19 protein-coding genes are annotated in these 21,442 nt (G+C 70.5%); 7 read left to right on the forward strand and 12 right to left on the reverse strand.

Features of this window, described 5'->3' with window-relative positions; genetic code table 11:
* Nucleotides 1-134 precede the first annotated feature (134 nt).
* Nucleotides 135-866: a CPBP family intramembrane glutamic endopeptidase gene (locus tag WA675_RS24140; RefSeq protein ID WP_336087417.1), complete on the reverse strand. Its 732-nt coding sequence runs from the start codon at nt 864-866 to the stop codon at nt 135-137.
* A 454-nt stretch (nt 867-1,320) separates the two neighbouring features.
* Between WA675_RS24140 and gdhA the strand changes: the two genes are divergently transcribed.
* Both gdhA and WA675_RS24150 read left to right on the forward strand, forming a co-directional pair.
* The gene (gdhA, locus tag WA675_RS24145; protein ID WP_336087419.1) at nt 1,321-2,670 is read left to right on the forward strand and encodes an NADP-specific glutamate dehydrogenase; all 1,350 of its coding nucleotides are present in this window, start codon (nt 1,321-1,323) and stop codon (nt 2,668-2,670) included.
* Nucleotides 2,671-2,890: 220 nt separating this feature from the next.
* A complete protein-coding gene (locus tag WA675_RS24150) occupies nt 2,891-4,351 on the forward strand; it encodes a DoxX family protein (protein ID WP_336087421.1) in 1,461 nt (486 codons plus the stop codon).
* On the opposite strand, the gene WA675_RS24155 is transcribed toward WA675_RS24150, so the two are convergent.
* The 3 genes from WA675_RS24155 to WA675_RS24165 are packed head-to-tail and all read right to left on the reverse strand — an operon-like array spanning nt 4,348 to nt 6,724.
* Nucleotides 4,348-4,989, reverse strand: a complete 642-nt coding sequence (locus tag WA675_RS24155) for a hypothetical protein (protein WP_336087424.1) — start codon at nt 4,987-4,989, stop codon at nt 4,348-4,350. The genes WA675_RS24150 and WA675_RS24155 overlap by 4 nt on opposite strands.
* A 44-nt stretch (nt 4,990-5,033) precedes the next feature.
* Complete coding sequence (locus tag WA675_RS24160; protein ID WP_336087427.1) at nt 5,034-6,131, reverse strand: PQQ-dependent sugar dehydrogenase; 1,098 nt, start codon at nt 6,129-6,131, stop codon at nt 5,034-5,036.
* Between the two features lie 44 nt (nt 6,132-6,175).
* On the reverse strand, nt 6,176-6,724 hold the full coding sequence (locus tag WA675_RS24165) for a hypothetical protein (RefSeq protein ID WP_336087429.1): 549 nt from the start codon (nt 6,722-6,724) through the stop codon (nt 6,176-6,178).
* Between the two features lie 288 nt (nt 6,725-7,012).
* Between WA675_RS24165 and WA675_RS24170 the strand changes: the two genes are divergently transcribed.
* On the forward strand, nt 7,013-7,594 hold the full coding sequence (locus WA675_RS24170; protein WP_336087431.1) for a YdcF family protein: 582 nt from the start codon (nt 7,013-7,015) through the stop codon (nt 7,592-7,594).
* On the opposite strand, the gene WA675_RS24175 is transcribed toward WA675_RS24170, so the two are convergent.
* Both WA675_RS24175 and WA675_RS24180 read right to left on the reverse strand, forming a co-directional pair.
* Nucleotides 7,572-9,764: an MMPL family transporter gene (locus WA675_RS24175; RefSeq protein ID WP_336087433.1), complete on the reverse strand. Its 2,193-nt coding sequence runs from the start codon at nt 9,762-9,764 to the stop codon at nt 7,572-7,574. The two genes, WA675_RS24170 and WA675_RS24175, sit on opposite strands and share 23 nt — an antisense overlap.
* Before the next feature lie 31 nt (nt 9,765-9,795).
* Complete coding sequence (locus WA675_RS24180; protein WP_336087435.1) at nt 9,796-10,800, reverse strand: alpha/beta fold hydrolase; 1,005 nt, start codon at nt 10,798-10,800, stop codon at nt 9,796-9,798.
* Between the two features lie 48 nt (nt 10,801-10,848).
* Between WA675_RS24180 and WA675_RS24185 the strand changes: the two genes are divergently transcribed.
* Together WA675_RS24185 and WA675_RS24190 are read left to right on the forward strand one after the other, a co-directional pair.
* Nucleotides 10,849-11,697, forward strand: coding sequence for an SDR family NAD(P)-dependent oxidoreductase (locus tag WA675_RS24185; protein WP_336087437.1), 849 nt, complete (start codon nt 10,849-10,851; stop codon nt 11,695-11,697).
* Between the two features lie 89 nt (nt 11,698-11,786).
* The gene (locus WA675_RS24190; protein WP_336087439.1) at nt 11,787-12,767 is read left to right on the forward strand and encodes an AurF N-oxygenase family protein; all 981 of its coding nucleotides are present in this window, start codon (nt 11,787-11,789) and stop codon (nt 12,765-12,767) included.
* Between the two features lie 20 nt (nt 12,768-12,787).
* Here the strand turns inward: WA675_RS24190 and WA675_RS24195 are convergent, their stop codons facing one another.
* From WA675_RS24195 to WA675_RS24205, 3 genes are read right to left on the reverse strand one after another with little or no spacing between them, the layout of a single operon-like run.
* Nucleotides 12,788-13,531 (reverse strand): SDR family NAD(P)-dependent oxidoreductase, encoded by a 744-nt coding sequence (locus tag WA675_RS24195; protein ID WP_336087441.1) that lies wholly within the window; start codon nt 13,529-13,531, stop codon nt 12,788-12,790.
* Nucleotides 13,528-14,532: a phosphotransferase family protein gene (locus WA675_RS24200; protein ID WP_336087443.1), complete on the reverse strand. Its 1,005-nt coding sequence runs from the start codon at nt 14,530-14,532 to the stop codon at nt 13,528-13,530. The genes WA675_RS24195 and WA675_RS24200 overlap by 4 nt, the downstream gene beginning before the upstream one ends.
* A gap of 11 nt (nt 14,533-14,543) precedes the next feature.
* Entirely contained in the window at nt 14,544-15,752 is a 1,209-nt protein-coding gene (locus tag WA675_RS24205) for an acyl-CoA dehydrogenase family protein (protein ID WP_336087445.1), read from the reverse strand.
* A gap of 131 nt (nt 15,753-15,883) precedes the next feature.
* On the opposite strand from WA675_RS24205, the gene WA675_RS24210 reads away from it, so the two are divergent.
* Nucleotides 15,884-16,750, forward strand: a complete 867-nt coding sequence (locus tag WA675_RS24210; protein WP_336087446.1) for a TetR family transcriptional regulator — start codon at nt 15,884-15,886, stop codon at nt 16,748-16,750.
* Nucleotides 16,751-16,997: 247 nt separating this feature from the next.
* Here WA675_RS24210 and WA675_RS24215 read toward each other — a convergent pair whose 3' ends face one another.
* A complete protein-coding gene (locus WA675_RS24215; protein WP_336087448.1) occupies nt 16,998-17,735 on the reverse strand; it encodes a PaaX domain-containing protein, C- domain protein in 738 nt (245 codons plus the stop codon).
* 101 nt (nt 17,736-17,836) lie between these two features.
* On the opposite strand from WA675_RS24215, the gene WA675_RS24220 reads away from it, so the two are divergent.
* Nucleotides 17,837-18,676, forward strand: coding sequence for an SDR family oxidoreductase (locus WA675_RS24220; protein ID WP_336087450.1), 840 nt, complete (start codon nt 17,837-17,839; stop codon nt 18,674-18,676).
* Between the two features lie 7 nt (nt 18,677-18,683).
* On the opposite strand, the gene WA675_RS24225 is transcribed toward WA675_RS24220, so the two are convergent.
* Nucleotides 18,684-19,733, reverse strand: a complete 1,050-nt coding sequence (locus WA675_RS24225; RefSeq protein ID WP_336087453.1) for a glucose 1-dehydrogenase — start codon at nt 19,731-19,733, stop codon at nt 18,684-18,686.
* Between the two features lie 35 nt (nt 19,734-19,768).
* Complete coding sequence (locus tag WA675_RS24230) at nt 19,769-21,229, reverse strand: sugar porter family MFS transporter (protein WP_336087456.1); 1,461 nt, start codon at nt 21,227-21,229, stop codon at nt 19,769-19,771.
* Between the last annotated feature and the right edge of the window lie 213 nt (nt 21,230-21,442).

The raw sequence follows: 21,442 nt of genomic DNA on the forward strand, positions 1-21,442 counted from the left end.
CCTGGAACGCCGGTGGTCGCGGTGGCGGGAACAGCAGTAGTGGCGGTTGCGGCGGGGGTTGCGGCGGCGGTAGTGGCGGTAGCAGTAGCAGTAGCGGCAGCAGCAGCGGTTGCGGCGGCAGCAGCGGCGACTGACTACCTGGGCGACAGGCTGTGAGCTGCGGTGGATCCCTGGGTGACCGGTACCGGGCTCGCGCGCATCAGCCACAGCGCTGCGGCGAGCGTCAGGATCCAGCCGATCACTTCGATGAGCAGATGATCTGTCGCGTCGGGGACGGATTGCAGCACGAAGACCCGGAAGCTGTTGATCGCTCCGTGCGTCAAGACGGCGGGCCAGACACTTCCGGAGCGCCAGCGGAGGGCGAGGAGCAGTGGCGCCCACGGGAGCATGCCCGCGAAATAGATGACGATGTCCCACGGTGGGCGATCTCCGATGACGGCGAGCACCGGCAGGTGCCAGACGATCCAGACCGCGCCGCTGACCAGGGCCAGCGGCCAGAATCCCCAGGACGCGGCGCGCGTCGCCAGCCAGCCGCGCCAGCCGAACTCCTCGCCGATCGCGAAGACCGACTGCAGGAAGAAGACCGGAACGATCCAGATCGCCGCCGCGAGGATCTGGTCGAGCGGGTTCAGCGGCCAGATCCCCGCTGCGACAGCGATGACCGCCTGGATGGCGGCGATCGCGGTGATGAGGCCGATGCCGATACCCGCCCACCGGGGTGTGCCGCGCCACCCGGTGGCGAATGTCGCCCGGAATGTTCCGGGGCGTCGGGCGAGCCACATGATGATCGCGGCGAGCAAAGGGGTCAGCTGCAGGATCGGAACGATCAGGTTGTCGAAGTCCGGGGAGACGAGCCGGAAGACCATCGGAACCGACAGCGCGTAGCACAGCGCGATGGCGATCGCGAAGAACCACGCGACATCGGTGACCGGAGATCCGGAAGGACTGCGACGAGCACGGTTCACGCACGGACCGTAGCAATCCGGTTTCGGTCTCCGGATCCTGGAAAGACCCGGAAATTCACCCTGAGAAGTCCCCTACCGACGCCCGCGCCACGCCACCCACCGACTCCCCGCCCGGCGACGCCGAGCCCCTGTGCCCGGCACCGGCTGGCACGACATCGCCGCCGCACGAGGGTTCTGCGATGTCATGTATCCGGGTCGTGGCGGGGCAGGTCGGCGGCCGAGTGGGTGTTGCCGCGAGTGCGCGGCGGGATCGCGAAGCCCCCGTGTGAGCTCGACCTCACAGCCGGTGCGGCTAGCGTGTGAGGTGCGGCCGGTGACGGTGGCCGCGGCTGACGACGAGACAAGGAGTCCACGGGTGGCTGTCCTGGACGCGAAGCTGAGCGACATCTACGACGAGGTGTTGCGGCGCAACCCCGGCGAGACCGAGTTCCACCAGGCGGTGCACGAGGTGCTCGACAGTCTCGCGCCCGTGGTCGCCAAGCATCCGCAGTACGCCGACGCGGCGGTCATCCGCCGGTTGTGCGAGCCGGAGCGGCAGATCATCTTCCGGGTGCCGTGGGTCGACGATTCCGGGGCGGTGCAGATCAATCGGGGGTTCCGGGTGGAGTTCAACTCCGCGCTCGGGCCGTACAAGGGTGGGCTGCGGTTCCATCCCTCGGTGTATCTGGGCATCGTGAAGTTCCTGGGGTTCGAGCAGATCTTCAAGAACTCGCTGACCGGGCTGCCCATCGGCGGCGGGAAGGGCGGCTCGGATTTCGATCCGAAGGGCCGCTCCGAGGGTGAGGTGATGCGGTTCTGTCAGGCGTTCATGACCGAGCTCTACCGGCATCTCGGCGAGCACACCGACGTCCCGGCCGGGGACACCGGTGTGGGCGGGCGCGAAATCGGTTACCTGTTCGGCCAGTACAAGCGCATCACCAACCGCTACGAGTCCGGTGTCCTCACCGGCAAGGGACTGACCTGGGGCGGGTCGCAGGTGCGCCGGGAGGCCACCGGGTACGGGGTGGTGTTCTTCGTCAAGGAGATCCTGGCCGCGACCGGCCGGTCGCTGGAGGGCCGCCGGGTGGTGGTGTCGGGCTCGGGCAATGTGGCCGTATACGCGATCGAGAAGGTGCAGGAGCTCGGCGGCACCGTGGTGGCGTGCTCGGATTCGAGCGGATACGTGGTCGAGGAACAGGGCATCGACCTCGAGGTGCTCAAGGAGATCAAGGAGGTCCGGCGCGGGCGGATCGCCGAGTACGCCGCGGCCCGGCCGGGGACCGCGCGGTTCGTGCCGGACGGGTCGCTGTGGGAGGTGCCCTGCGATATCGCGCTGCCGTGCGCGACCCAGAACGAACTCGACGGCGCCGCCGCGGGCAAGCTCGTCGCCAACGGCTGCCAGATCGTCGCCGAGGGCGCCAATATGCCGTGCACGCCGGAGGCGGTGCGGGTGTTCGGCGCGGCGGGGGTGGTCTTCGCGCCGGGTAAGGCCGCCAACGCGGGCGGGGTGGCCACCAGCGCGCTGGAGATGCAGCAGAACGCCTCGCGCGATTCGTGGAGCTTCGAGCACACCGAGGAGCGGCTGGCCGAGATCATGCGCGGCATCCACGACCGGTGCCTGGCCACCGCCGACGAATACGGCGTGCCGGGCAACTATGTGGCAGGCGCCAATATCGGCGGCTTCATCCAGGTCGCGGACGCGATGCTGGCTCTGGGCGTCATCTGAGCGGTCCGTCGCCGGGCCCGCAGTACGCCGCGACGCGCGGGCCCGCTGAGGAGCGCGGCGGCGACGGCCGCGCGCTGGATCCGACCGGCCGAATGCTGCCGTGGCAGCAGTTCGAGGGCGGATTCCGGAGAGCAGAGCCGCGGTGGGCGCCTGCGCTACGGCCCCTCGGCCGTGCCGCCGGTGCACGGTCAGGGATCGCAGTTCCGCGGGCCTGGCTCCGGTGTCGGGGTCGCGGCACCGCGATCACAGCACGGTCAGCCGTGGCCGTGGCGGTGCCGGTAGCCGACGCAGAGGATGTGGAGGTCGCCGTCTCCGAGCGTCCCACCACCGCATCGCGGTCGATCACGACGACATCTCCGAAGTCCACCGATCCGGCGCGTCGCCCGGTGACGCCGCCGACCAGACCGCACCCGCGCAGTGGAATCCGTTCACCCGCATCGCTTTCCGGTTCTGTTTCCTGTATTTCGGGCTGTACTGCCTGCTGTATCCCCAGTTGCTCACCGATCTGGCGGGGTGGCTGGTGCCCACCTGGTCCTGGCTGCCGGACCCGTCGACCTGGCAGCTGCAGCTGCTGCGACCCTGGCTGCGGTGGGTGGGGCAGCGGGTGTTCGGCGCCGACGAGGTTCCGCTGGTGCGCACCGGCGGCCGGGACCAGCTCATCTACTGGGTGCTGCTGTTCTGCCTGCTGGTGATCGGTCTGGTGGGGACCGCGGTGTGGACACTGCTCGCCCGGCGGCGCGAGTATCGGCAGCTCGCGGGCTGGTTCTTCCTGTTCATCCGGCTGTGTGTCGCCGGGGCGATGATGAATTACGGTCTGGCGAAACTGATTCCGACCCAGATGCCCACGCCGCCGTTGAGCACGCTGATCACGCCGTACGGGGATTTCACCCCGCTGGATGTGCTCTGGTATCAGGTGGGCGTCTCGCCGCCCTACCAGGTGATGCTCGGCGCGGCCGAGGTGCTGGCGGGGATTCTGCTGTTCGTTCCGCGGACCCGGATGGCCGGTGCGCTGCTGGTGGCGGTGAACATGTCGATGGTGTTCGTGCTGGACCTGTGTTTCGGCGTCCACGTGCGCACCCTGTCCGGGCATCTGCTGCTGATGTCGCTGGTCCTGCTGGCACCGGAAGCGCGGCGGCTGGCGGATGTCCTGTTCCTAGACCGTCCCACCGGCGCCTCCACGGCCCCGTACCCCTTCCACACCCGCCGATCCCGGCGCATCGCGGCCACCGCGCAGATCCTGCTCGGCGTCTGGATGTCCACCGCGTTCCTCCCCCTGAGCATCGACTACTGGCGCGAGCAGCACCCCCCGGCGTCACCGGTCCACGGCATCTGGACCGTCACGGAGTTCACCCGCGACGGCATCGACATCCCGCCGCTGACCACCGACCGGACCCGTTGGCGCCGACTGGTTTTCGACGAGCCCGCCTGGGCCACCTACCAGCGGATGGACGACACCCTCGTCGACGTCCACGCCACCATCGACCCCGAGACCCGTCACCTCGAACTGTCCCGTTCCGCCCTGCTCGCCACCTTCACCTACCGCCACGACGGCACCGACCGCCTGCACCTCGACGGCACCGTCGACGGCTACCCGGTGACACTCACCCTCGATCGCGTGGACCTGAACAGCCTGCCCCTGCGCGATCACCGATTCCACTGGATCGAGACCGACGACGACTAGCGCACGACCGGAACGCGCGGCGGACAGCGCTCGTCGAGGTAGGCGAGCACGTCGACGATGTCGGTCGCGGCGGCGAGATGGACGTCCAGTTCGGGGGTGGGGCCCTGGGTGGCGAGGAGGACGAGGAAGGGTTCCCACGCTTCGGGGTGGGTGGCGTGGAGTTCGTGGGCGTGGTGGAGGGGGTCGAGGAGGCGCAGGGCTCGGCGGGCGTAGGTGTGGAGGCGGCGGGGGAGGTCGGCGCGGAGGGTGGCCAGGTCGGCGGGGTGGGCGTGGCGGCCGGGGCGGGTGGGGTCGACGCGCAGGGTCCAGGGGGTGGCGCAGTCGGCGGGCAGGCCGTGGGTGTCGAGGAGGCCGGGGCCGGTGGCCAGGTCGAGCGGGGTGGCGGGGAGTCCGTGGCGGGTGTCGCGCCAGGTGCGGAATTCCCACCAGGCCCGCGGGGTGGCGGTGAGTTCGAGGCCGAAGCGCAGGACCTGCTGGCCGTCGGTCCAGGTGCGCTGGACGCGGGTGCGGCGGATGGTGGCGACACCGGCCTCGCCGAGATGGACCCAGCGGCCGTCACCGCCGTGGAAACCGTAGGGCTGCAGGAGGTTTCCCGCCTCGCGGGTCAGTCGGCGCACCGCCGAATCCGAATCGACCATGTCCGCACAGTAGCGGCGCGCACCGACACGCCCGGGGAGCTCGCTCAGCGTGCCGGGAAGCGCAGGAGGCGGTCGTCGCCGGAGCGCAGGTCACCGCGGCCGTCGGTATTGGAGGTGGTGAGCCACAGGGCGCCGTCGGGCGCCACCGTGACGGTGCGGAGCCTGCCGTAGGTGCCGGTGAAGTGGGCCCGCGGTTCGGCCGCGGTGCCGTCGGCCAGGGTGGTGGTCCACAGGCGTTCGCCGCGCAGGGCGGCGAGGTAGAGGGTGTCGCCCGCGATGGCGATGCCGGAGGGTGACGCGGCCGAGGTCGGCCAGGTGAGCAAGGGCTCAGCGAAGCCGCGATCGGCGCCGCCGGTGCCCTCGACGGCGGGCCAGCCGTAGTTGCGGCCGGGTTCGATGAGATTGAGTTCGTCGAGGCGGTTCTGGCCGAATTCGGCGGCGTAGAGGCGGCCCGCGCCGTCCCAGGCGAGGCCCTGGACATTGCGGTGGCCCAGGCTCAGCACGGGCGAGCCGGGGGTCGGGTTGCCGGGTGCGGGGTCGCCGTCGGGGGTCAGGCGCAGGATCTTGCCGTTGGGGCTCGCCGGGTCCTGCGCCAGGGCACTGTCCCCCGCGTCGCCGGTGCCCACGTAGAGCATGCCGTCGGGGCCGAAGGCGATCCGGCCGCCGTTGTGGTTGCCCGCCTTCGCGATTCCGGCGAAGACCACCTCATTCGGCCCGCCGGGACGGAACCGCACGATCCGGTTGTCCTCGGCGGCGGTGAGATACGCGTAGACGTCGGCGGATTCGCCGGGGGCGACGGCCAGGCCGAGCAGACCGCCCTCACCGCGCGCGACCACCTCGGGCAGTTCGTGGACGAGTTCGGGCGCCCGCCCGGGCAGCACCCGCAGAATCCGCCCGGAATCGCGTTCGGCCACCAGCGCCGCGCCGTCGGGCAGGAAGGTCAGGCCCCACGGGACGTCGAGGCCCCGCGCCACCTCCTCGGCGGCGGCCAGGTCCGGGATCCCGCCGGGACTGCTCGGCGCCACCGACGAGGCGACGGCGGTGGGTGTTTCGTCGCGGGGCCGGTCCTGGGCGCAGGCCGAGACGGTCACCAGGGCCAGGGTCGCGGCCAGCAGGGCGCGCAGGGGCGAGGCGAACGGCATGCGGGACCTCCTTCCGGAGCAGGTCCCCTTCCAGGGTAGAGGCCCTAGGGCAGGTCGACCGGCACGCTGTCGGCGAAGGCGGGGGTCAGCCAGGGGCGGAAGGTCCGTTCGGCGGCCTCGGCGGATTCCGCGCCGATCACCCGGCCGACGGCGTCCCAGGACGCGCCGGACGCGCGGACGAACCGCACGGCCTCGACCAGGCGCTGCTGGGCGGAAGCCGAATCCTGGAAGGCCAGGTGCACCGGCAGCAGGGCCTGCATCTCCAGCCGGTGGTAGTCCCATTCGGCGGCGACCAGGCAGGTGAGCTCGGCGTCGAGACGGCCGCCGGGGCAGTACAGGACGCGGTCCCGCGGGGCGTGGTCGGCGGCGTGCTGGGTGCGCAGCCAGGTGCGCCCCTGCCAGCCACCGCAGGTGCACAGCGCGCGCCAGCCGATCACCTCCTGCTCGTCGCGGGGGCGCCGGTCGCGCGGGGGCAGCGGCGTGGCGTCGACCGCGGCGGTGGCGCGCGGGCCGGGAGTGTCGCTGTGGCCACGCAATCCGTCGGCGAAGATATCGGCGACCCAACCACGATGATTGTCGAGCAAGCTGTTCATTCTGACTCCGATGTCGAATCCACACGGCTCGGTTCGATGCATGGGACCGAAAATCCCACGTATCCACCATCGGTGTTGCGGACCCCCTGGGCAACCATTCGGCGCGATATTGTCGCCAGTCACATAACGGCTGGTCGGTACTTTGGAGAAACCCAGACGGATTTCCACGCGCCACCAAACCACGGCAATTCCCGTGTGAATTGCCCAGGAACACGGCATGACCGGCGAATTCCCGGATCGCACAGCGGATTCTGTGGCGACACCACCGCCCTATCCGGGAGTTTCCGAATGTTCGCCCTCTTCGTCCCTTTTCGCCCGTTTGTCCGCCGCCTGCCCTGCGCGCTCGCGGGCGCGGCGGTCGCCACCTCCGTCCTGCTCGGCACGCCGCCCGCGCACGCCGGGCCGGGTCCGGCGGCCACGGTCGCGCCGCTGGGGCTGCGCGGCCCCGAGACCGCCATCGTCATCCTCGGCTACGGCCTGCTGCCCGACGGCAGCATGCGCCCGGAACTTGTCGACCGGCTGACGGCGGGCTATGTCCAGGCCGTGCTGGCGCCGCTGTCGCCCATCGTCGTGACCGGCGGCAACCCGCACAACGGGGTCACCGAGGCCGACGCGATGGCGGCCTGGCTGGTCGAGCAGGGTATTCCCGCCGAGCGCGTCCACCGCGAAGCGCAGGCCGATTCGACGATCCAGAACGCGCGCTTCTCCGCCGCGATCCTGCGCGAGATCGGCGCGCGCGACGCCGTCGTGGTCACCTCGGCCGATCACATCGACCGCGCGGTGGCCAATTTCCTCGGCGCGGGTGTCGTGGTGGTCTCCGCGGTGACCCCCGAGCAGGTGCCACCGTTCACCGTGCCGACGCGGTGGTGAGGTCCGGGCCCCGATCGTCCGGCAGTGCTTCGCCCAGACCGATGCGGCGCTGGATCTGCCGCATCCAGGCGGGCGCCCACCAGCAGTCGTCGCCGAGCAGTTTCATCGCGGCGGGCACCAGCAGCATGCGCAGCACGGTCGCGTCGATGATCAGCGCGGCGATCATGCCGTAGGCGACGTACTGCATCAGCACCAGGTCGGAGAAGGCGAAGGCGCCGGTCACCACCAGCAGGATCAGCGCGGCGGCGGTGATGATGCGCCCGGTATGGGCCGTGCCGATGCGCACCGCCTCGGAGGTGGTCGCCCCGCGGGCGCGGGCCTCCACCATGCGCGAGAGCAGGAAGACCTCGTAGTCGATGGACAGGCCGTAGATGATGGCGATGATCATCACCAGCATGTTCGCCTGGATGGGTTGCGGGGTGAAACCGAGCAGGGTGGCGCCGTGGCCGTCGATGAAGATCCAGGTCAGGATGCCCAGCGTCGAGCCGAGGCCGAGCGCGCTCAGCAGCGCGGCCTTGATCGGCAGGATCAGCGAGCCGAAGGTCAGGAACATCAGCAGGGTCGTGACGAACAGGACCAGCAGGATCATCGCGGGCATCCGGGTGAGCAACGCGTCGAGGCTGTCCTGCTGGATGACCGGCACGCCGCCGACCAGCATGCGCACCCCGTCCGGCAGCGGGATCGAGCGCAGGTACTCGATGGTCGGGCCCGGGTCGTCGGCGTCGGTGAGGGTGGTCTTGGCGCGGAAGACCTGCTTGTCGATGCTCGACTGGGAGGGCAGGTCGAACGGCGCCGCGATGCCGGGTGCCGCATTGGCCTGCTTCCATGCCGTACCCACCGCGATGCTGTTGTCGGCCACGAAGATCAGTTCGATCGGGTCGGAGCGGCGGCCGCGGAAGGCCTCGTCGATCTGTTCCTGCGCGACGCGGGTGGTGTTGTCCGGGGGCAGGTAGCGCTCGCTGAAACCGCCGAAGGCGAGGTTGCGGGCGGGCAGGATCAGCAGCATCAGCACCAGGCACAGCACCGCGCCGACCCGCACCGGCCTGCGCATCACCCAGTCGGTCGTCTTGCCCCAGAAGCCGTTCTCCACCTCGGCGGCGGTCCTGGTGCGGCGCAGCCGGGCGCTGCCGAGCGCGTCGATGCGCGGGCCGAGCACCGCGAGCATGGCGGGCAGCAGGGTGATGGCGGTGAGCGCGGCCAGCGAGACGGTCGCGATGGCGCCGTAGCCGATGGATTTCAGGAAGCCCTGCGGGAACAGCAGCAGCCCGCCCGCGCTGGCGATGATCATGGTCGCGGAGAAGACGACGGTGCGGCCCGCGGTGGTCACCGTGCGCCGGACCGCGGTCGCGGTGTCGTGGCCCTCGGCGAGTTCCTCCCGGAACCGGCTGACGATGAACAGGCCGTAATCGATCGCCAGGCCCGCACCGATCATCGACACGACCGGAGCGACAAAGGAGTTCACCTCGGTGACATGGGTGAAGGTGCGCACGATGCCGCTGGCGCCGAGCATGGTCAGCCCGCCGACGATCAGCGGCAGCGCGGCCGCGACCACCCCGCCGAAGATGAAGAACAGCAGCACCGCCACCACGGGGAAGGCGAGCACTTCCATGCGGCGGATGTCGTCGGCGAGGGTGTCGTTGAGCGCTCCCGCCACCGGTTGCAGGCCGCCGACCCGCACGTCGATGCCGGGAATGGCGAAGGCGCCCGCGGCGGCACGGTTGCTGCGCAGCATCTCGGTGTCGTCGTCGCCGACCAGCGCGATGGCCGCGACGGCGCGCTGCCGGTCGGGGGTCGCGAACGCCACGCCGCTGGCCCGCCCGGTCTCGGTGGGCCAGTAGGCGCCGTTGACGCCCGCGATCACGCCGGGATACGCGTCCGGCAGGCCGTTGAGATGGTCGACGATCCGGCGGCTGAACTCCGGATCGTCGACGGTCTTGCCCGCGGGCGCGGTGTAGAGGACCACGACGTCGAGGTCGTGATTGCGGCCGAACGCGGAGTCCGACAGCCGGGCCGCGAGCGCGGACTCCGAGCCGGGATCGTCCATTCCGCCGGAGCTGAGATGGTCGTGCAGGCCCAGCCCGTAGCCGCCCAGACTCAGCAGCGCGAAGACGACGACGCCGAGCACGGCGAACCGGCGGCGGTGGACCAGGTTCCCCCATTGCGTGAACACCCCATCCAAAGTACCGCCGTCCGGCCGGATTTCACCTCGCTTCGGCCTGCGCGGGCTGAGGCGGCGCGACACCGAGTTCGCGCAGCGCGGTGAGCAGGAAGGCGTCGACAGCCGCGGTCTGCTCGAGCTGCACCAGATGGCCCGCGTCCGGGACCCGCACCACCGCGCGCAGATCGGTGACCGAGGCACGCAGCGTGGCCAGCGGGTCGCGGCCGCTGAAGCCCGCCATGTCGGGGTCGTGCTCGCCGTAGAGGAAGTAGGTGGGGACCGGCACGGTGGCCCCGGCGAAGGGTGCGGTGAGGTCCCAGTTGCGGTCGAGATTGCGGTACCAGTTCAGGCCGCCGGTGAAGCCGGTGCGCTCGAATTCGGTGGCCAGGGTGTCGAATTCGGCCTCGTCGAGCCACGGCCATGGCAGGTCGGGGGCCGCGGGCAGGACGTCGAGGTAGCCGAGGCCGGGCGGGTTCTTCCAGGTGTCGAGGTAGTGGTAGTCGCCGGAGAGCGCGAAATAGACCCGGGCCAGGAATTCCCGTGGCCGCGCGGCAAGTTCGGCATCGGCCACGCCCGGTTCCTGGAAGTAGGCCAGGTGCAGGAAGTGGCGCTGCGCGGCCTTGGTCCAGTACTCCGAGGGCGCGCGGGGTGGGCGTGGGGAGAACGGGTTGTTGAGCACGACGGCGGCCGCGACGCGGTCGGGGGCGCGCAGGGCGAGTTCCCAGACGAGCTGGGCACCGAAGTCCAGGCCGACGAACACCGCCTGCTCCGCGCCGAGATCGTCGAGCAGGGCCAGCAGATCGCCGATCACGGCCGCGTTGGTGTAGGCGGTGACATCGCCGGTGACCTCGGTGCGTCCGTAGCCGCGCAGGTCGGGGGCGATGGCGTGGCAGCCCGCCGCGGCGACGGCGGCGAGCTGGCGATGCCAGATGAAGCCGGTGTGCGGAAAGCCGTGACAGAACACGACGGGATAGCCCCGGCCCTGCTCGGTGAGGTGTATCCGGGCGCCGTCGGTGTCGAGGAATCGATGGGTCTGCTCCACTACCATCTCCAATTTCTAGAACGTGTTCTCATTTCACGGTAGTGTCCGGAGGTCATGAGCGGAACACCCCAGATTCTGGCCGGGCGCGTCGCGGTGGTGACCGGCGCCAGCCGCGGTATCGGCAAGGGCATCGCCCTGGAACTCGGCGCGGCCGGGGCGACGGTCTACGTCACCGGGCGCACCGCCGAACCGGGCAGGCTCCCCGGCACCGTGCACGCCACCGCCGCCGAGATCACCGGACTGGGCGGCACGGGCGTCGCGGTGGTCTGCGATCACCGCGACGACGCGGCGGTCGAGCAGCTGTTCGCTCAGGTCCGCGCGGAGCAGGGCCGCCTGGACGTGCTGGTGAACAATGTCTACAACTCCCCCGCCGCCGCCCGCTGGCTCGGCCGCAAGTTCTGGGACGTGCCGCCGAATGCCTGGGACGAGACCTTCGACATCGGCGTCCGATCGCACTATGTGGCCAGCGTTTTCGCGGCGCCGCTGCTGATCGAGTCGGCAGGTTTGATCGTCAATGTGTCCTCCCCCGGCGCGGAGCGCTATATGCACAATGCCGTCTACGGCGTCGCCAAGACCGCCCTGGACCGGCTCACCGCCGACCTGGCCCACGACCTCGACGGCACCGGCGCCACGGCGGTCTCGATCTGGCCGGGCATCGTCGACACCGAACTGCTGCAGCTGGTACCCGCCGACGATCAGGGCAGGCGCCTGGTCACCCTGCCGGGTGAGGGCACCTTCGATCTCGGCGCGGCCGAGACCCCGCGTTTCCCGGGGCGCGCGGTGGTGGCGCTGGCCGCTGATCCGCACCGGCAGAGCCGGGCAGGCAAGGCATGGAAGGTCGCCGATCTGGCGGTCGAGTACGGATTCACCGACGTCGACGGGCGGATTCCCCGGGCCGACTGATGACCCTGGAAATAGGTGGGACAGTGCGTTACAGTTAGTTGAGGGATGTGCCGGTACCTCGGCCGTCCCGGTGACAATGGAGAGAAACAATGACGTTCTCGAAAACCACGACCCCCGCATCGGAGTACGCCGACACCCTGCTCACCCTGTCGGAAGGATCGGTCCACCGGCGGTTCGATCCCTTTCTCGATATCGACTGGGACGCACCGGAGATGACAGTCGACCGCGACGATCCCCGCTGGGTGCTCTCGCCCGAGCTCGACCCCCTCGGCGCGACGAGCTGGTACCAGAACCTGCCGCTGGAGCGGCGCGTCGAGATCGGGCGCTGGCGCCAGGCCAATGCCGCCAAGGTGGGCCTCGCGTTCGAGTCCATCCTGATCCGCGGCATGATGCAGTACGCCATGGCGCTGCCCAACGGCTCCCCCGAATTCCGGTACTGCCTCCACGAGATGACCGAGGAGTGCAACCACATCCAGATGTTCCAGGAGCTGGTGAACCGCATCGGGGACGATGTGCCCGGCATGCGGCCGCTGTTCCGGCTGACCTCCCCGTTCATCGGCGTGGCGGGCGGCTACTTCTGGGCCATCCTGTTCATCGGCATCCTCGGTGGCGAGGAACCGATCGACCACTACCAGAAGGCCCTGCTGCGCTCGGGCAGCGCGACCCAGCCGACGCTGCGCCGGATCATGGAGATCCACATCGCCGAGGAGGCGCGCCACATCTCCTTCGCCCACGAGTTCCTGCGCGACCATGTGGCGCGGATGAACCCGGTGAGTACCGGGGTGTGCGCGGTGGCGTTCCCGATCGCGATGCGCTGGCTGGCCGACGAGCTGGTCAAACCGTCGAAGTCGTTCGCGCGCAAGTTCGATATCCCCGACGAGGTGTTCAAGGACGCCTTCTGGCGCAGCCCGGCCTCACGCGCGATCCTGAGCGGGTTCTTCGGCGATATGCGCACGCTCGCCGACGAACTCGGCTTCCGCAACCGGGTGACCCGGCCGCTGTGGAAGCTGCTGAAGATCGACGGCGGCGTCACCCGCTACCGCAGCGAGCCGCAGCGCCGCGCGAGCTGACGCGCGACGGGGCCGCGTCCTCAGGCGTGATAGGCGTCGGCTCCGGCGCGCGAGAGCACGATCTCCGGGACGACCGCGCGGGCGGACAGCCGCAGCAGCGCGTCGGCCATCTCCACGATGTCGTCGACGGCGAGCATGCGTTCGGGCGGGACGCGGTCGTGGATCCAGGCGCTCATCTCGGTGTCGACATAGCCGGGCGCCAGCGCCGTGGCGGTGACACCGTTGCCGGATTCCTCGGCATTGAGGGTGGCCAGCAGGGAGATGAGCGCGGCCTTGGCCGCGCCGTAGACGGCCAGGCCCGCCTCGGCGTAGACGCCGGTGATCGAGGCGAGCGCGAGCACCTTGGCGCCGCGCGCCGGGTCGGCCGCCGCGCCCGCCCGCAGCAGCGGCAGCGCGGTCTGGATCAGCTGCAGCGGCGCGCGGACATTGACGGCGAGGGTCTTGTCGAAGCGGCGCATCGAGGAGTCGGCGATCGGGCCCGCGGTGCCGACACCGGCATTGAGGATCAGCGCCGAGAGGGTGTCGTGGCGTTCGGCGTGGGTCGCGACGACCCGGCCGATGCCGTCCTCGTCGGCCATCTCGGCGGCGACCGGCACGACCTCGGCGGCACCCGCGGCACGCAGCTCGGCCGCGACCGTGTCCAGGCGGTCGGCGTCGCGGGCGGTGATGGTCAGCGCGTAGCCCTGTTGGGCGAGCCGGTGCGCGATACCGCGGCCGATGCCGCGGGAGGCGCCGCTGATCAGGGCGGATCGGGTGACGGTCATCGTTGTCCTCTCAGTGCCCGCAGGCCCGCGGCCATGAATTCGGGGGTGGCCTCGGCGGCGCGTTCGGCGGCGGCCCCCGCGTCGGAGCCCTGGCGGGCGCGGTGGGTGATGCCTTCGCCGATGACGCCGAGCTTGAAGTTGGCCAGGGCCAGGTAGAAACCCCAGTCGTCCAGGTCGCGGCCCGCGGCGAGGGCGTAGGACTGGGCGAGCGCGTCGGGGGTGGGCAGGCGGTCGCTGGTCCAGGCGGCGCGGGAGCCGAGGACCAGGTCGAAGACCGGCGATCGGTAGACACACATCAGGGCCACATCGGTGAGCGGGTCGCCGAGAGTGGACAGTTCCCAATCGACCACGGCGCGAACGTGTCCCGGGTCGGCGGTGTCGAGAATGGTGTTGTCGATGCGGAAATCGCCGTGCACGATCGAGGTGGCCGAGCGGGCCGGGATCGCCTCGACCAGCGCGGCGTGCAGGGTGGCCACATCGGCCAGCTCGCGGGTGCTGACCCGGTTCCATTGCGACGCCCAGAGTCTCACCTGGCGCGCGACGAAGCCGGTGGGGCGGCCGAACTCCGTCAGCCCGACCGCCGCGGGGTCGACGGCGTGCAGGTCGGCCAGGACGCGGACCAGGGCGGTGGTCGCCGCGCCGACCTGGTCGTCGGTGAGGGCGGCCAGGTCGTCCTGATCGCGGACCACGGTGCCGTCGACGAACTCGACCACGGTCATCGGGGCGCCCAGGGCGGTCCCGTCGGCGTCGAAGGCGACCGTGGGCGCCACCGGCACCGCGGAATCCCGCAGCGCGCGGGTGACGGTGAACTCGCGGGCCATATCGTGCGCGGAGGGCGTGAGCCCGGCCACCGGTGGGCGCCGGACCACCCAGCGCGACACGTCGTCGGCCACGGCGAAGGTGAGATTCGAACGACCGCCACTGATCAGCTCGACCCGCAGCGCGCCCTGCACCGGCACACCCTGATCGCGCAGGAACCGCTCGAGCGCGGCGACATCCATGCCGGGCAGGTTCATTCGCTGTCCCGCTGGGCTCGCTTGGCGGCGCTCACCACGCGCTTGGCGATGGCCCACCGGTGCACTTCCGAGGGGCCGTCGTAGATCCGGAACGGGCGCACCTCGCGCGAGAGCCGGGCCAGCGGCAGATCGGCCGCGACACCGAGGCCGCCGCACATCTGCATGCTGCGGTCGATGATCCGGAAGATCGCCTCGGCGGCGAAGGTTTTCGCGATCGAGGTGGCGTTCGCGGCGGGCTCGCCGTTGTCGAGTTCCCAGCAGGCGCGGGTCAGCAGCGCGCGGGTCGCGGCGATATCGATCTCGTTGTCGGCGATCATCTGCTGGATCATCCCGAGATCGCCCAGGCGCGAGCCGAAGCCCTCGCGTTCGGCCACCCGCGCCACCGCGACATCGTGGCCGCGCCGGGCGGCGCCGAGCCAGCGCATGACGTGGGTCATCCGGGCGGGACCGAGCCGGACCTGGGCGTAGTCGAAGCCGCGGTCGACCTCGCCGAGGACGGCCACATCGGGGACGAGCAGGTCGTCGAAGAACACCTCGCAGTGCCCGCCGAGCATCGAGCGGTCCAGGGTGTCGATGTGCCTGCCGACGCGCAGGCCGGGGGCGTCGGCGGGGGCGAGGAACATGGTGGCGCCGCCGCGCTGTCCGGGTTCGCCGGAGGTGCGGGCCATGATGATGAAGAATCCCGCGCCGTCGGCGCCGGTGATGAACCACTTCTGGCCGGTGATGCGCCAGCCACCCGCCGCGCGGACCGCGCGGGTGGTCAGGGCGGACGGGTCCGAGCCCGCGCCGGGGGCGGGTTCGGTCATGGCGAAGGCCGAGCGCACCTCGCCGCGCGCGAGCGGCGCGAGGTACCGCTGCTTCTGCTCGGGGTCGGCGATGTGGGCGAGCATGTGGACATTGCCCTCGTCCGGCGCGGCGATATTGAGCGCGGTCGGGCCGAACAGCGAATAGCCCGCCTCCTCGAAGATCGGGGCGCGCTCGGACATGGTCAGGCCGTGGCCACCGTATTCGACGGGTGCGTGTGGGGCGAAGACACCGGCGTCGCGGGCGGCCTGCTGCAACTCGATCCGGAGCTTCTCGCCGCCCGCGGCGGTGATGTCACCGTCGTGGGCGTCGTCGAGCGGGAGGACCTGCTCGCGGACGAAGGCGCGGGTGGCCTCGGTCAGGCGGCGCACCTCGGCGGGATGGGACAGGTCGATCGCCACGGACCAACTCCTCGATCTCGCGTGCCGAACGCTCGCTCGGCACTGGACGCCATCGACACTGACATGTCGCCGCTCAATGTGTCAATGCCGGACCACTTCCCGATCGGCGTTGTTCAGCTATTCTGAACATCGTGAACACCTCGGAACAGGTGGCGCTGGGTGCGCGGGTGCGCCGGGCCAGGACCGCCGCCGGACTGTCGCTGCGCGAGACCGCGCGGCGCCTCGGCGTCAGCCCGGCCACGCTCAGCGCCGTGGAGAACGGCAAGACCGGCGTCTCGGCCGCCCGGCTGATCGCCCTGGCGACCACCTTCGGCACCACCGCCGCCGCCCTGCTCGACGACACACCGGCGCGGCGGGCACCGACGACGACCCCCACCGGCACCGCCGACGACTGGCGAGTCTTCCCGCCGCTGGACATCGATCCGGTCCTGGCCGCCGCCATCGCCGCGTTCGTCGAGACCGGCTATCACGGGGCCACCGTGCGCACGATCGCGCAGCGCGCGGGCATGAGCGTGCCCGGGGTGTACCACCACTATCGCGACAAGCAGGAACTGCTGGTCCGCGCGCTGGACCTGACCATGGACGAGCTGCACCGGCGGGTGGACGCGGCCCGGCGGGAGGCCACCGGCGGACGCGACCGGGTGGCCAGGGTGGTGGAGGCGCTGGCGCTGTTCCACACCCACCGGCGCGAGCTGGCCTTCATCGGCGCCAGCGAGATGCGCAGCCTGACACCGGAGAACCGGCGCCGGATCGCGGCCTCGCGCAATGCCATCCAGCACCGGCTCGACGCCGACATCGACGCCGCGCTCACCGAGGCGGGGCTGGACACCGGCCGGGCGCGGGCCGCCGGGCGGGCGATCGCGACGATGTGTACCTCACTGCCGCAATGGTTTCGGCTCGACGGCGCGGCCACGCCGGAACGGATCGCGACGGACTACGCGAACTTCGCCCTCGGCATGCTCGGGATCGACGGCCACCGGGGGACCCCGGACCGATGACGGTTCCGGCGATGCCGCGCACGAATTCCGTTGCGCGGCATCCGAAGCCGAAACCTCTTGCGCGCCGTCGCGTGACATCCACGGCCACCGGTGTGTGCGACCCGCCCCAGCTTTCGGGGCGGGTCCTTCCCCACGCACCATGCGGCGCCGCCACGTCGCACGGCTGCCCCCATGGTAGGCGCTGATCGCCGCGCACCCCGGGAGGCGCACAGGAGTTACCGTGGATGTGTGCCGAAGCCTGGGCTTTTCAGCGGTCCGCGTCGGCCGGGGCGAGGGTACGGAACCACGCGAGGTAGTCGGCGGTCCGCGCCCGCAACCGGCCTGCGGGCCAGTCCGCGGGCAGCAGCTCGGCGGGCAGTGCCGGGTCGGTGGTGAGATGGTCGAGCCCGGCGCAGACGGCGGTGAATTCGGCGGTGGGATCCGGCGTTTCGATGGCGGCCAGCAGGCCGGTGGCCCGGGCGGCCCACTCGTCGAGCGACCACAACCGGCGCGCCAGGGCCACCGGGTCGTCGACGGCGTGGGTCCGCAGCCGCAGCAGGGCGTCGTCGAAGGTGGTCGGCCAGGCGCGCTCGAGGTTGGCCGGGCGCATCCACACGCCTTCGCGCAGTTCGGCCAGGCGCAGCGACAGCAGCGTGGTACGCAGGGCGGCACGCTCGGCGGCGGGGCGGCCACCGGCGGTGACGACGACCTGGTCCCAGTCCCCCGTCCACGGCCGGGTGCGCGGGGCGGCGAGCTCACTGCGGCGCGCGCGCAGGGCGGGGTCGAGGGTGTAGGCGCGGCGTTCGCGCAGCAGATCGCCCGCCGCGACCATCCGGGAGACCGCGACCCGGATGGTGGACTCGGGGTAGCCGATGGCGGTAGTGGCGGCGCAGATCTCGCGGGAGGTCATCGTCGGGGAGTCGGCGGCGATGAGGATGCGGACCAGGGCCGAGCGCGCGGTCACCGGGCGGATGGCGACGTCGGAGCCGGTCACAGCGCTTTTCACGCCTCGAGTGTACATATTTCAGTATTGCCACAATCGTTTTTCATCTGTAACGTCACCGGGCACCTGCCGCCTCGCGGCCTAGTCCACGACAAGGAGTCCCCATGACAGCCCCGTTCCCGCTGGCCGGGCGCACGATGATCATGTCCGGTGGCAGCCGCGGAATCGGCCTGGCGATCGCCGTGGCCGCCGCGCGCCAGGGCGCCAATATCGTGCTGCTCGCCAAGACCGACGTGCCCGACCCTCGACTGCCCGGCACCATCCACACCGCCGCCGCCGAGATCGAGGCCGCCGGTGGCCAGGCCCTGGCCGTGGTGGGCGATGTGCGCGACGAGGCCTCGGTGCGCAACGCGGTGGCCAAGGCGGTCGAGCGCTTCGGCGGCATCGACTACTGCGTCAACAACGCCTCGGCGATCGCGCTGGCCTCGACCGAGGAACTGCCGATCAAGCGTTTCGACCTGATGCAGCAGATCCAGCTGCGCGGCACCTACCTGCTGTCCTCGACCTGTCTGCCGCACCTGCGCGAGAGCGACAACGCGCACATCCTGAGCCTGTCCCCGCCGCTGAACCTCAGCCAGAAGTGGCTCGGCCAGGCACCGGCCTACATGCTCGCCAAGTACGGCATGTCCCTGCTGACGCTGGGCTGGGCCGCCGAATACGCCGAGCACGGCGTGGCCGCCAACTGCCTGTGGCCCGAGACCCTGATCGCCACCGCCGCGGTGCAGAACCTGCTCGGCGGCGACGACGCCATCGCCAAGGCCCGCACCCCGGAGATCGTGGCCGACGCCGCCGTGGCCATCCTCGGCAAGGACGCGCGCACCACCACCGGCAACACCTTCCTCGATGTCGACGTGCTGCGCGAGCAGGGCATCACCGACCTGTCGGGCTACGGCGGCGCGGGCGAGCTGGAATACGACATCTTCGTCGACCCGCCGCAGGCCTGAGGTCCGCTCAGAGATCGACAACGACCTTGATATCGGCGTGATCACCCGGATCGAAGGCCTCGAGCGCGCGCTCGAGCGGCAGTCGCCGGGTGATCAGCCGGGTCAGCCAGGAGGCGTCGGCCTTCGCCAGGGCCTGCGCGGCGAGTTCGTAGTGGTGGCGGTTGGCGTTCACCGAGCCGAACACCAGCGCGTTGTCCAGCACGATGTTGCGGTTGAGCTCACCCATGTCGACCTCGGTGTCGGCGCCCGGCGAGGAGACCCCGGTCAGGCAGATCAGCACGCCCGGGTTGTTGACCTCCATCGCCTGGAGTGCCACCGAGGGCGCGCCGGTCGCCTCCACCACCAGGTCCGGCTGGATCTTGTCGGCCACCGCCGCCGCCGAGCCGGTGTGGAAGGTGGCGCCGAGATCGGCGACCAGGCCCGGCTTCGGGCCCTCGTCGGTGCGGTCGAGCACGTGCACGTCCAGCCCGCGCTGGGCGCCGAGCAGCGCGGCCAGCAGACCGATCGGCCCGGCACCGGTGACCAGCACCGACTTCGGCTCGAACCAGGCCCGCCGGTTGATCCGCTCGATCTGATCCCAGGCCTTGGCGACCACCGTGGTCGGCTCCATCAGCACCCCGACCTCGCTCAGCGCCGGATCCAGTTTCACGGTGTAATCGGCGCGCACCACCCAGGCCGTTGACCCGTAGCCGTCGATCTCCTTGATCCCGCGCTCGACGTAGCGGCCGTTGCGGCACATGTCGAACTCGCCGCGCGCGCACGCGCCACACGGCACCGGGTCCGGCCGCCGCACGATCCCGACGACGAGATCGCCCGGCGCGAAACCACTTCCTTCCGGCGCGGTCCGCACCCGGCCCAGCGATTCGTGGCCGAGCACGAGCTGCTGTTTGCCCGGCGGCGCCCAGCCGTACAGGCCGCTCGCGATCTCCCGGTCGGTGCCGCAGATCCCCAGCGAGACCCCGTCGACGAGGAGTTCGCCCGGCCCGGCGACCGGGTCGGGTACCTCCCGCACCGCCAGCGATCCGGCCTGATTCGGCACCACAGTCAACGCCCGCATGTCGTCTCCCTTTCCGCCCGCCTGCCCGTCACGTGCTAACTCTCCGCCGCCGCGGTGATCTGCTCCAGCGACACGCCCTTGGTCTCGGGCACCCGTCGATAGCAGAACACCAGCGACAGCACCGAGACCACCGCGAAGATCGCGAACATCGTCGAGGCACCCCACAGTTCGCCCAGCGGCGGGAACACCAGCGAGACAACGAAGTTGCCCATCCAGATGAGGAAGGTCGTAATGCTCATCGCGGTGGCCCGGATCGGCGCCGGGAAGATCTCCGACAGCAGCAGCCAGGTGGGCACGCCGACCCCCACCTGGAACGAGGAGATGTAGACGATCATCAGCACCAGCAGGACATATCCGGTGACGGTGTCCTGGGTGAGACGCTCGACCAGCGCCATCCCGACCAGCGCGACGATCATGATCGTCAGGCCGAGGAACATCACCGGGCGCCTGCCGATCCGGTCGACCAGGCTCATGCCGACGATCACACCGATCACCGCGCCGACGCCGATGCCGATCGAGCTGGTGATCGCGGCGTTGTCGCCCATCCCCGCGGCGGCCAGGGTGGACGGGGCGTAGTAGATGACGGTGTTGACGCCGACGAACTGCTGGATCAGGGCCAGCCCGACACCGGTGACGAACAGCGCGCGCACTTTCGGCCTGCGCAGCTGGTCGCGCAAACTGTCCTTGACGGCCGCGTCGGCGGCCGCCGTCTGCTCGATCGCCGTGATCGTCGGTTCGACGTTCTCCGGGTAATAGGAGCGTCGCAGCACCTTTCTGGCATCGTCTTCGCGACCGACTTTCAGATACCAGCGCGGAGAATCCGGCATGAAATGCATGCCGATCAGCAGAGCGACCGCGGGAATGGCCGCCATCACCAGCATCAAGCGCCAATTCCCGGTCGGCGCCAGGCCCGCGTTCACGATGTACGCCAGCAATTGGCCGCTCGCGATCATCAGGCTGTTCATCGAGACGAGCCTGCCGCGATAGGTGGCGGGCGCGATCTCCGAGACGTACATCGGCACGACCAGCGAGGCGGTACCCACGGCGACGCCGAGGACCAGCCGGGTGAGGATCATGATCGAGGCGTTCGGCGCGGCGGCCTGCGCCAGCGCGCCGATCAGGAACAGCCCGGCGGCGAAGAGCAGGGTCGTTCGCCTGCCCCAGCGGTCGGCCATCCAGCCGCCGGTGATGGAGCCGATGGCCGCGCCGATCAGGAGCGAACTCGTGATCACGCCGACCTGGGCCTGGGTGAGGCCGAAATCCGGAGTGAGGAACACCAGGACACCGGAGATGACACCGGTGTCGTAGCCGAACAGCGCGCCGCCGAGAGCCGCGACGAGGACCACGGTCAGCACGAATTTCTTGATCCGGGCGCGGATGGCGACGCGTTCGGGAGAATCGTCGGACGGGACCGGCGGCTCGGTCACCGGCGAAACCAGCACAGTAGTGGTGATTTCGGGGTCCGCACCGGTGGGGCCGCGCCGGGAATCCGCCATGTCGGTACCTCCGTCGCCGGGAGTCGAGCGATTCCTGCACTGTAATCGAGAAGTAGCAGGCCCCGAAAGACGCACAGCGGCAACAGACATCGGTCCTGATTCGTTAACAATTCGAGGCAATCAGCGGGCGATCCCGATATGCCTCGCACCGTGGCCCGAATTCCGCCCGCTCCGTCCCGCGATTCCGAATTCCGCGGCAGCTGATCGTCGCCC

Source organism: Nocardia sp. SSK8, assembly GCF_037034205.1.
Taxonomy (GTDB): Bacteria; Actinomycetota; Actinomycetes; order Mycobacteriales; family Mycobacteriaceae; genus Nocardia.

Excerpts from the sequence above, each read along its gene's own strand:
- WA675_RS24140 (WP_336087417.1), bottom strand. The coding sequence starts at position 866 with ATGGTCTTCCGGCTCGTCTCCCCGGACTTCGACAACCTGATCGTTCCG.
- WA675_RS24155 (WP_336087424.1), bottom strand. The coding sequence starts at position 4,989 with ATGGTCGATTCGGATTCGGCGGTGCGCCGACTGACCCGCGAGGCGGGA.
- WA675_RS24160 (WP_336087427.1), bottom strand. The coding sequence starts at position 6,131 with ATGCCGTTCGCCTCGCCCCTGCGCGCCCTGCTGGCCGCGACCCTGGCC.
- WA675_RS24165 (WP_336087429.1), bottom strand. The coding sequence starts at position 6,724 with ATGAACAGCTTGCTCGACAATCATCGTGGTTGGGTCGCCGATATCTTC.
- WA675_RS24170 (WP_336087431.1), top strand. The coding sequence starts at position 7,013 with ATGTTCGCCCTCTTCGTCCCTTTTCGCCCGTTTGTCCGCCGCCTGCCC.
- WA675_RS24180 (WP_336087435.1), bottom strand. The coding sequence starts at position 10,800 with ATGGTAGTGGAGCAGACCCATCGATTCCTCGACACCGACGGCGCCCGG.
- WA675_RS24185 (WP_336087437.1), top strand. The coding sequence starts at position 10,849 with ATGAGCGGAACACCCCAGATTCTGGCCGGGCGCGTCGCGGTGGTGACC.
- WA675_RS24190 (WP_336087439.1), top strand. The coding sequence starts at position 11,787 with ATGACGTTCTCGAAAACCACGACCCCCGCATCGGAGTACGCCGACACC.
- WA675_RS24195 (WP_336087441.1), bottom strand. The coding sequence starts at position 13,531 with ATGACCGTCACCCGATCCGCCCTGATCAGCGGCGCCTCCCGCGGCATC.
- WA675_RS24200 (WP_336087443.1), bottom strand. The coding sequence starts at position 14,532 with ATGGATGTCGCCGCGCTCGAGCGGTTCCTGCGCGATCAGGGTGTGCCG.
- WA675_RS24220 (WP_336087450.1), top strand. The coding sequence starts at position 17,837 with ATGACAGCCCCGTTCCCGCTGGCCGGGCGCACGATGATCATGTCCGGT.
- WA675_RS24225 (WP_336087453.1), bottom strand. The coding sequence starts at position 19,733 with ATGCGGGCGTTGACTGTGGTGCCGAATCAGGCCGGATCGCTGGCGGTG.
- WA675_RS24230 (WP_336087456.1), bottom strand. The coding sequence starts at position 21,229 with ATGGCGGATTCCCGGCGCGGCCCCACCGGTGCGGACCCCGAAATCACC.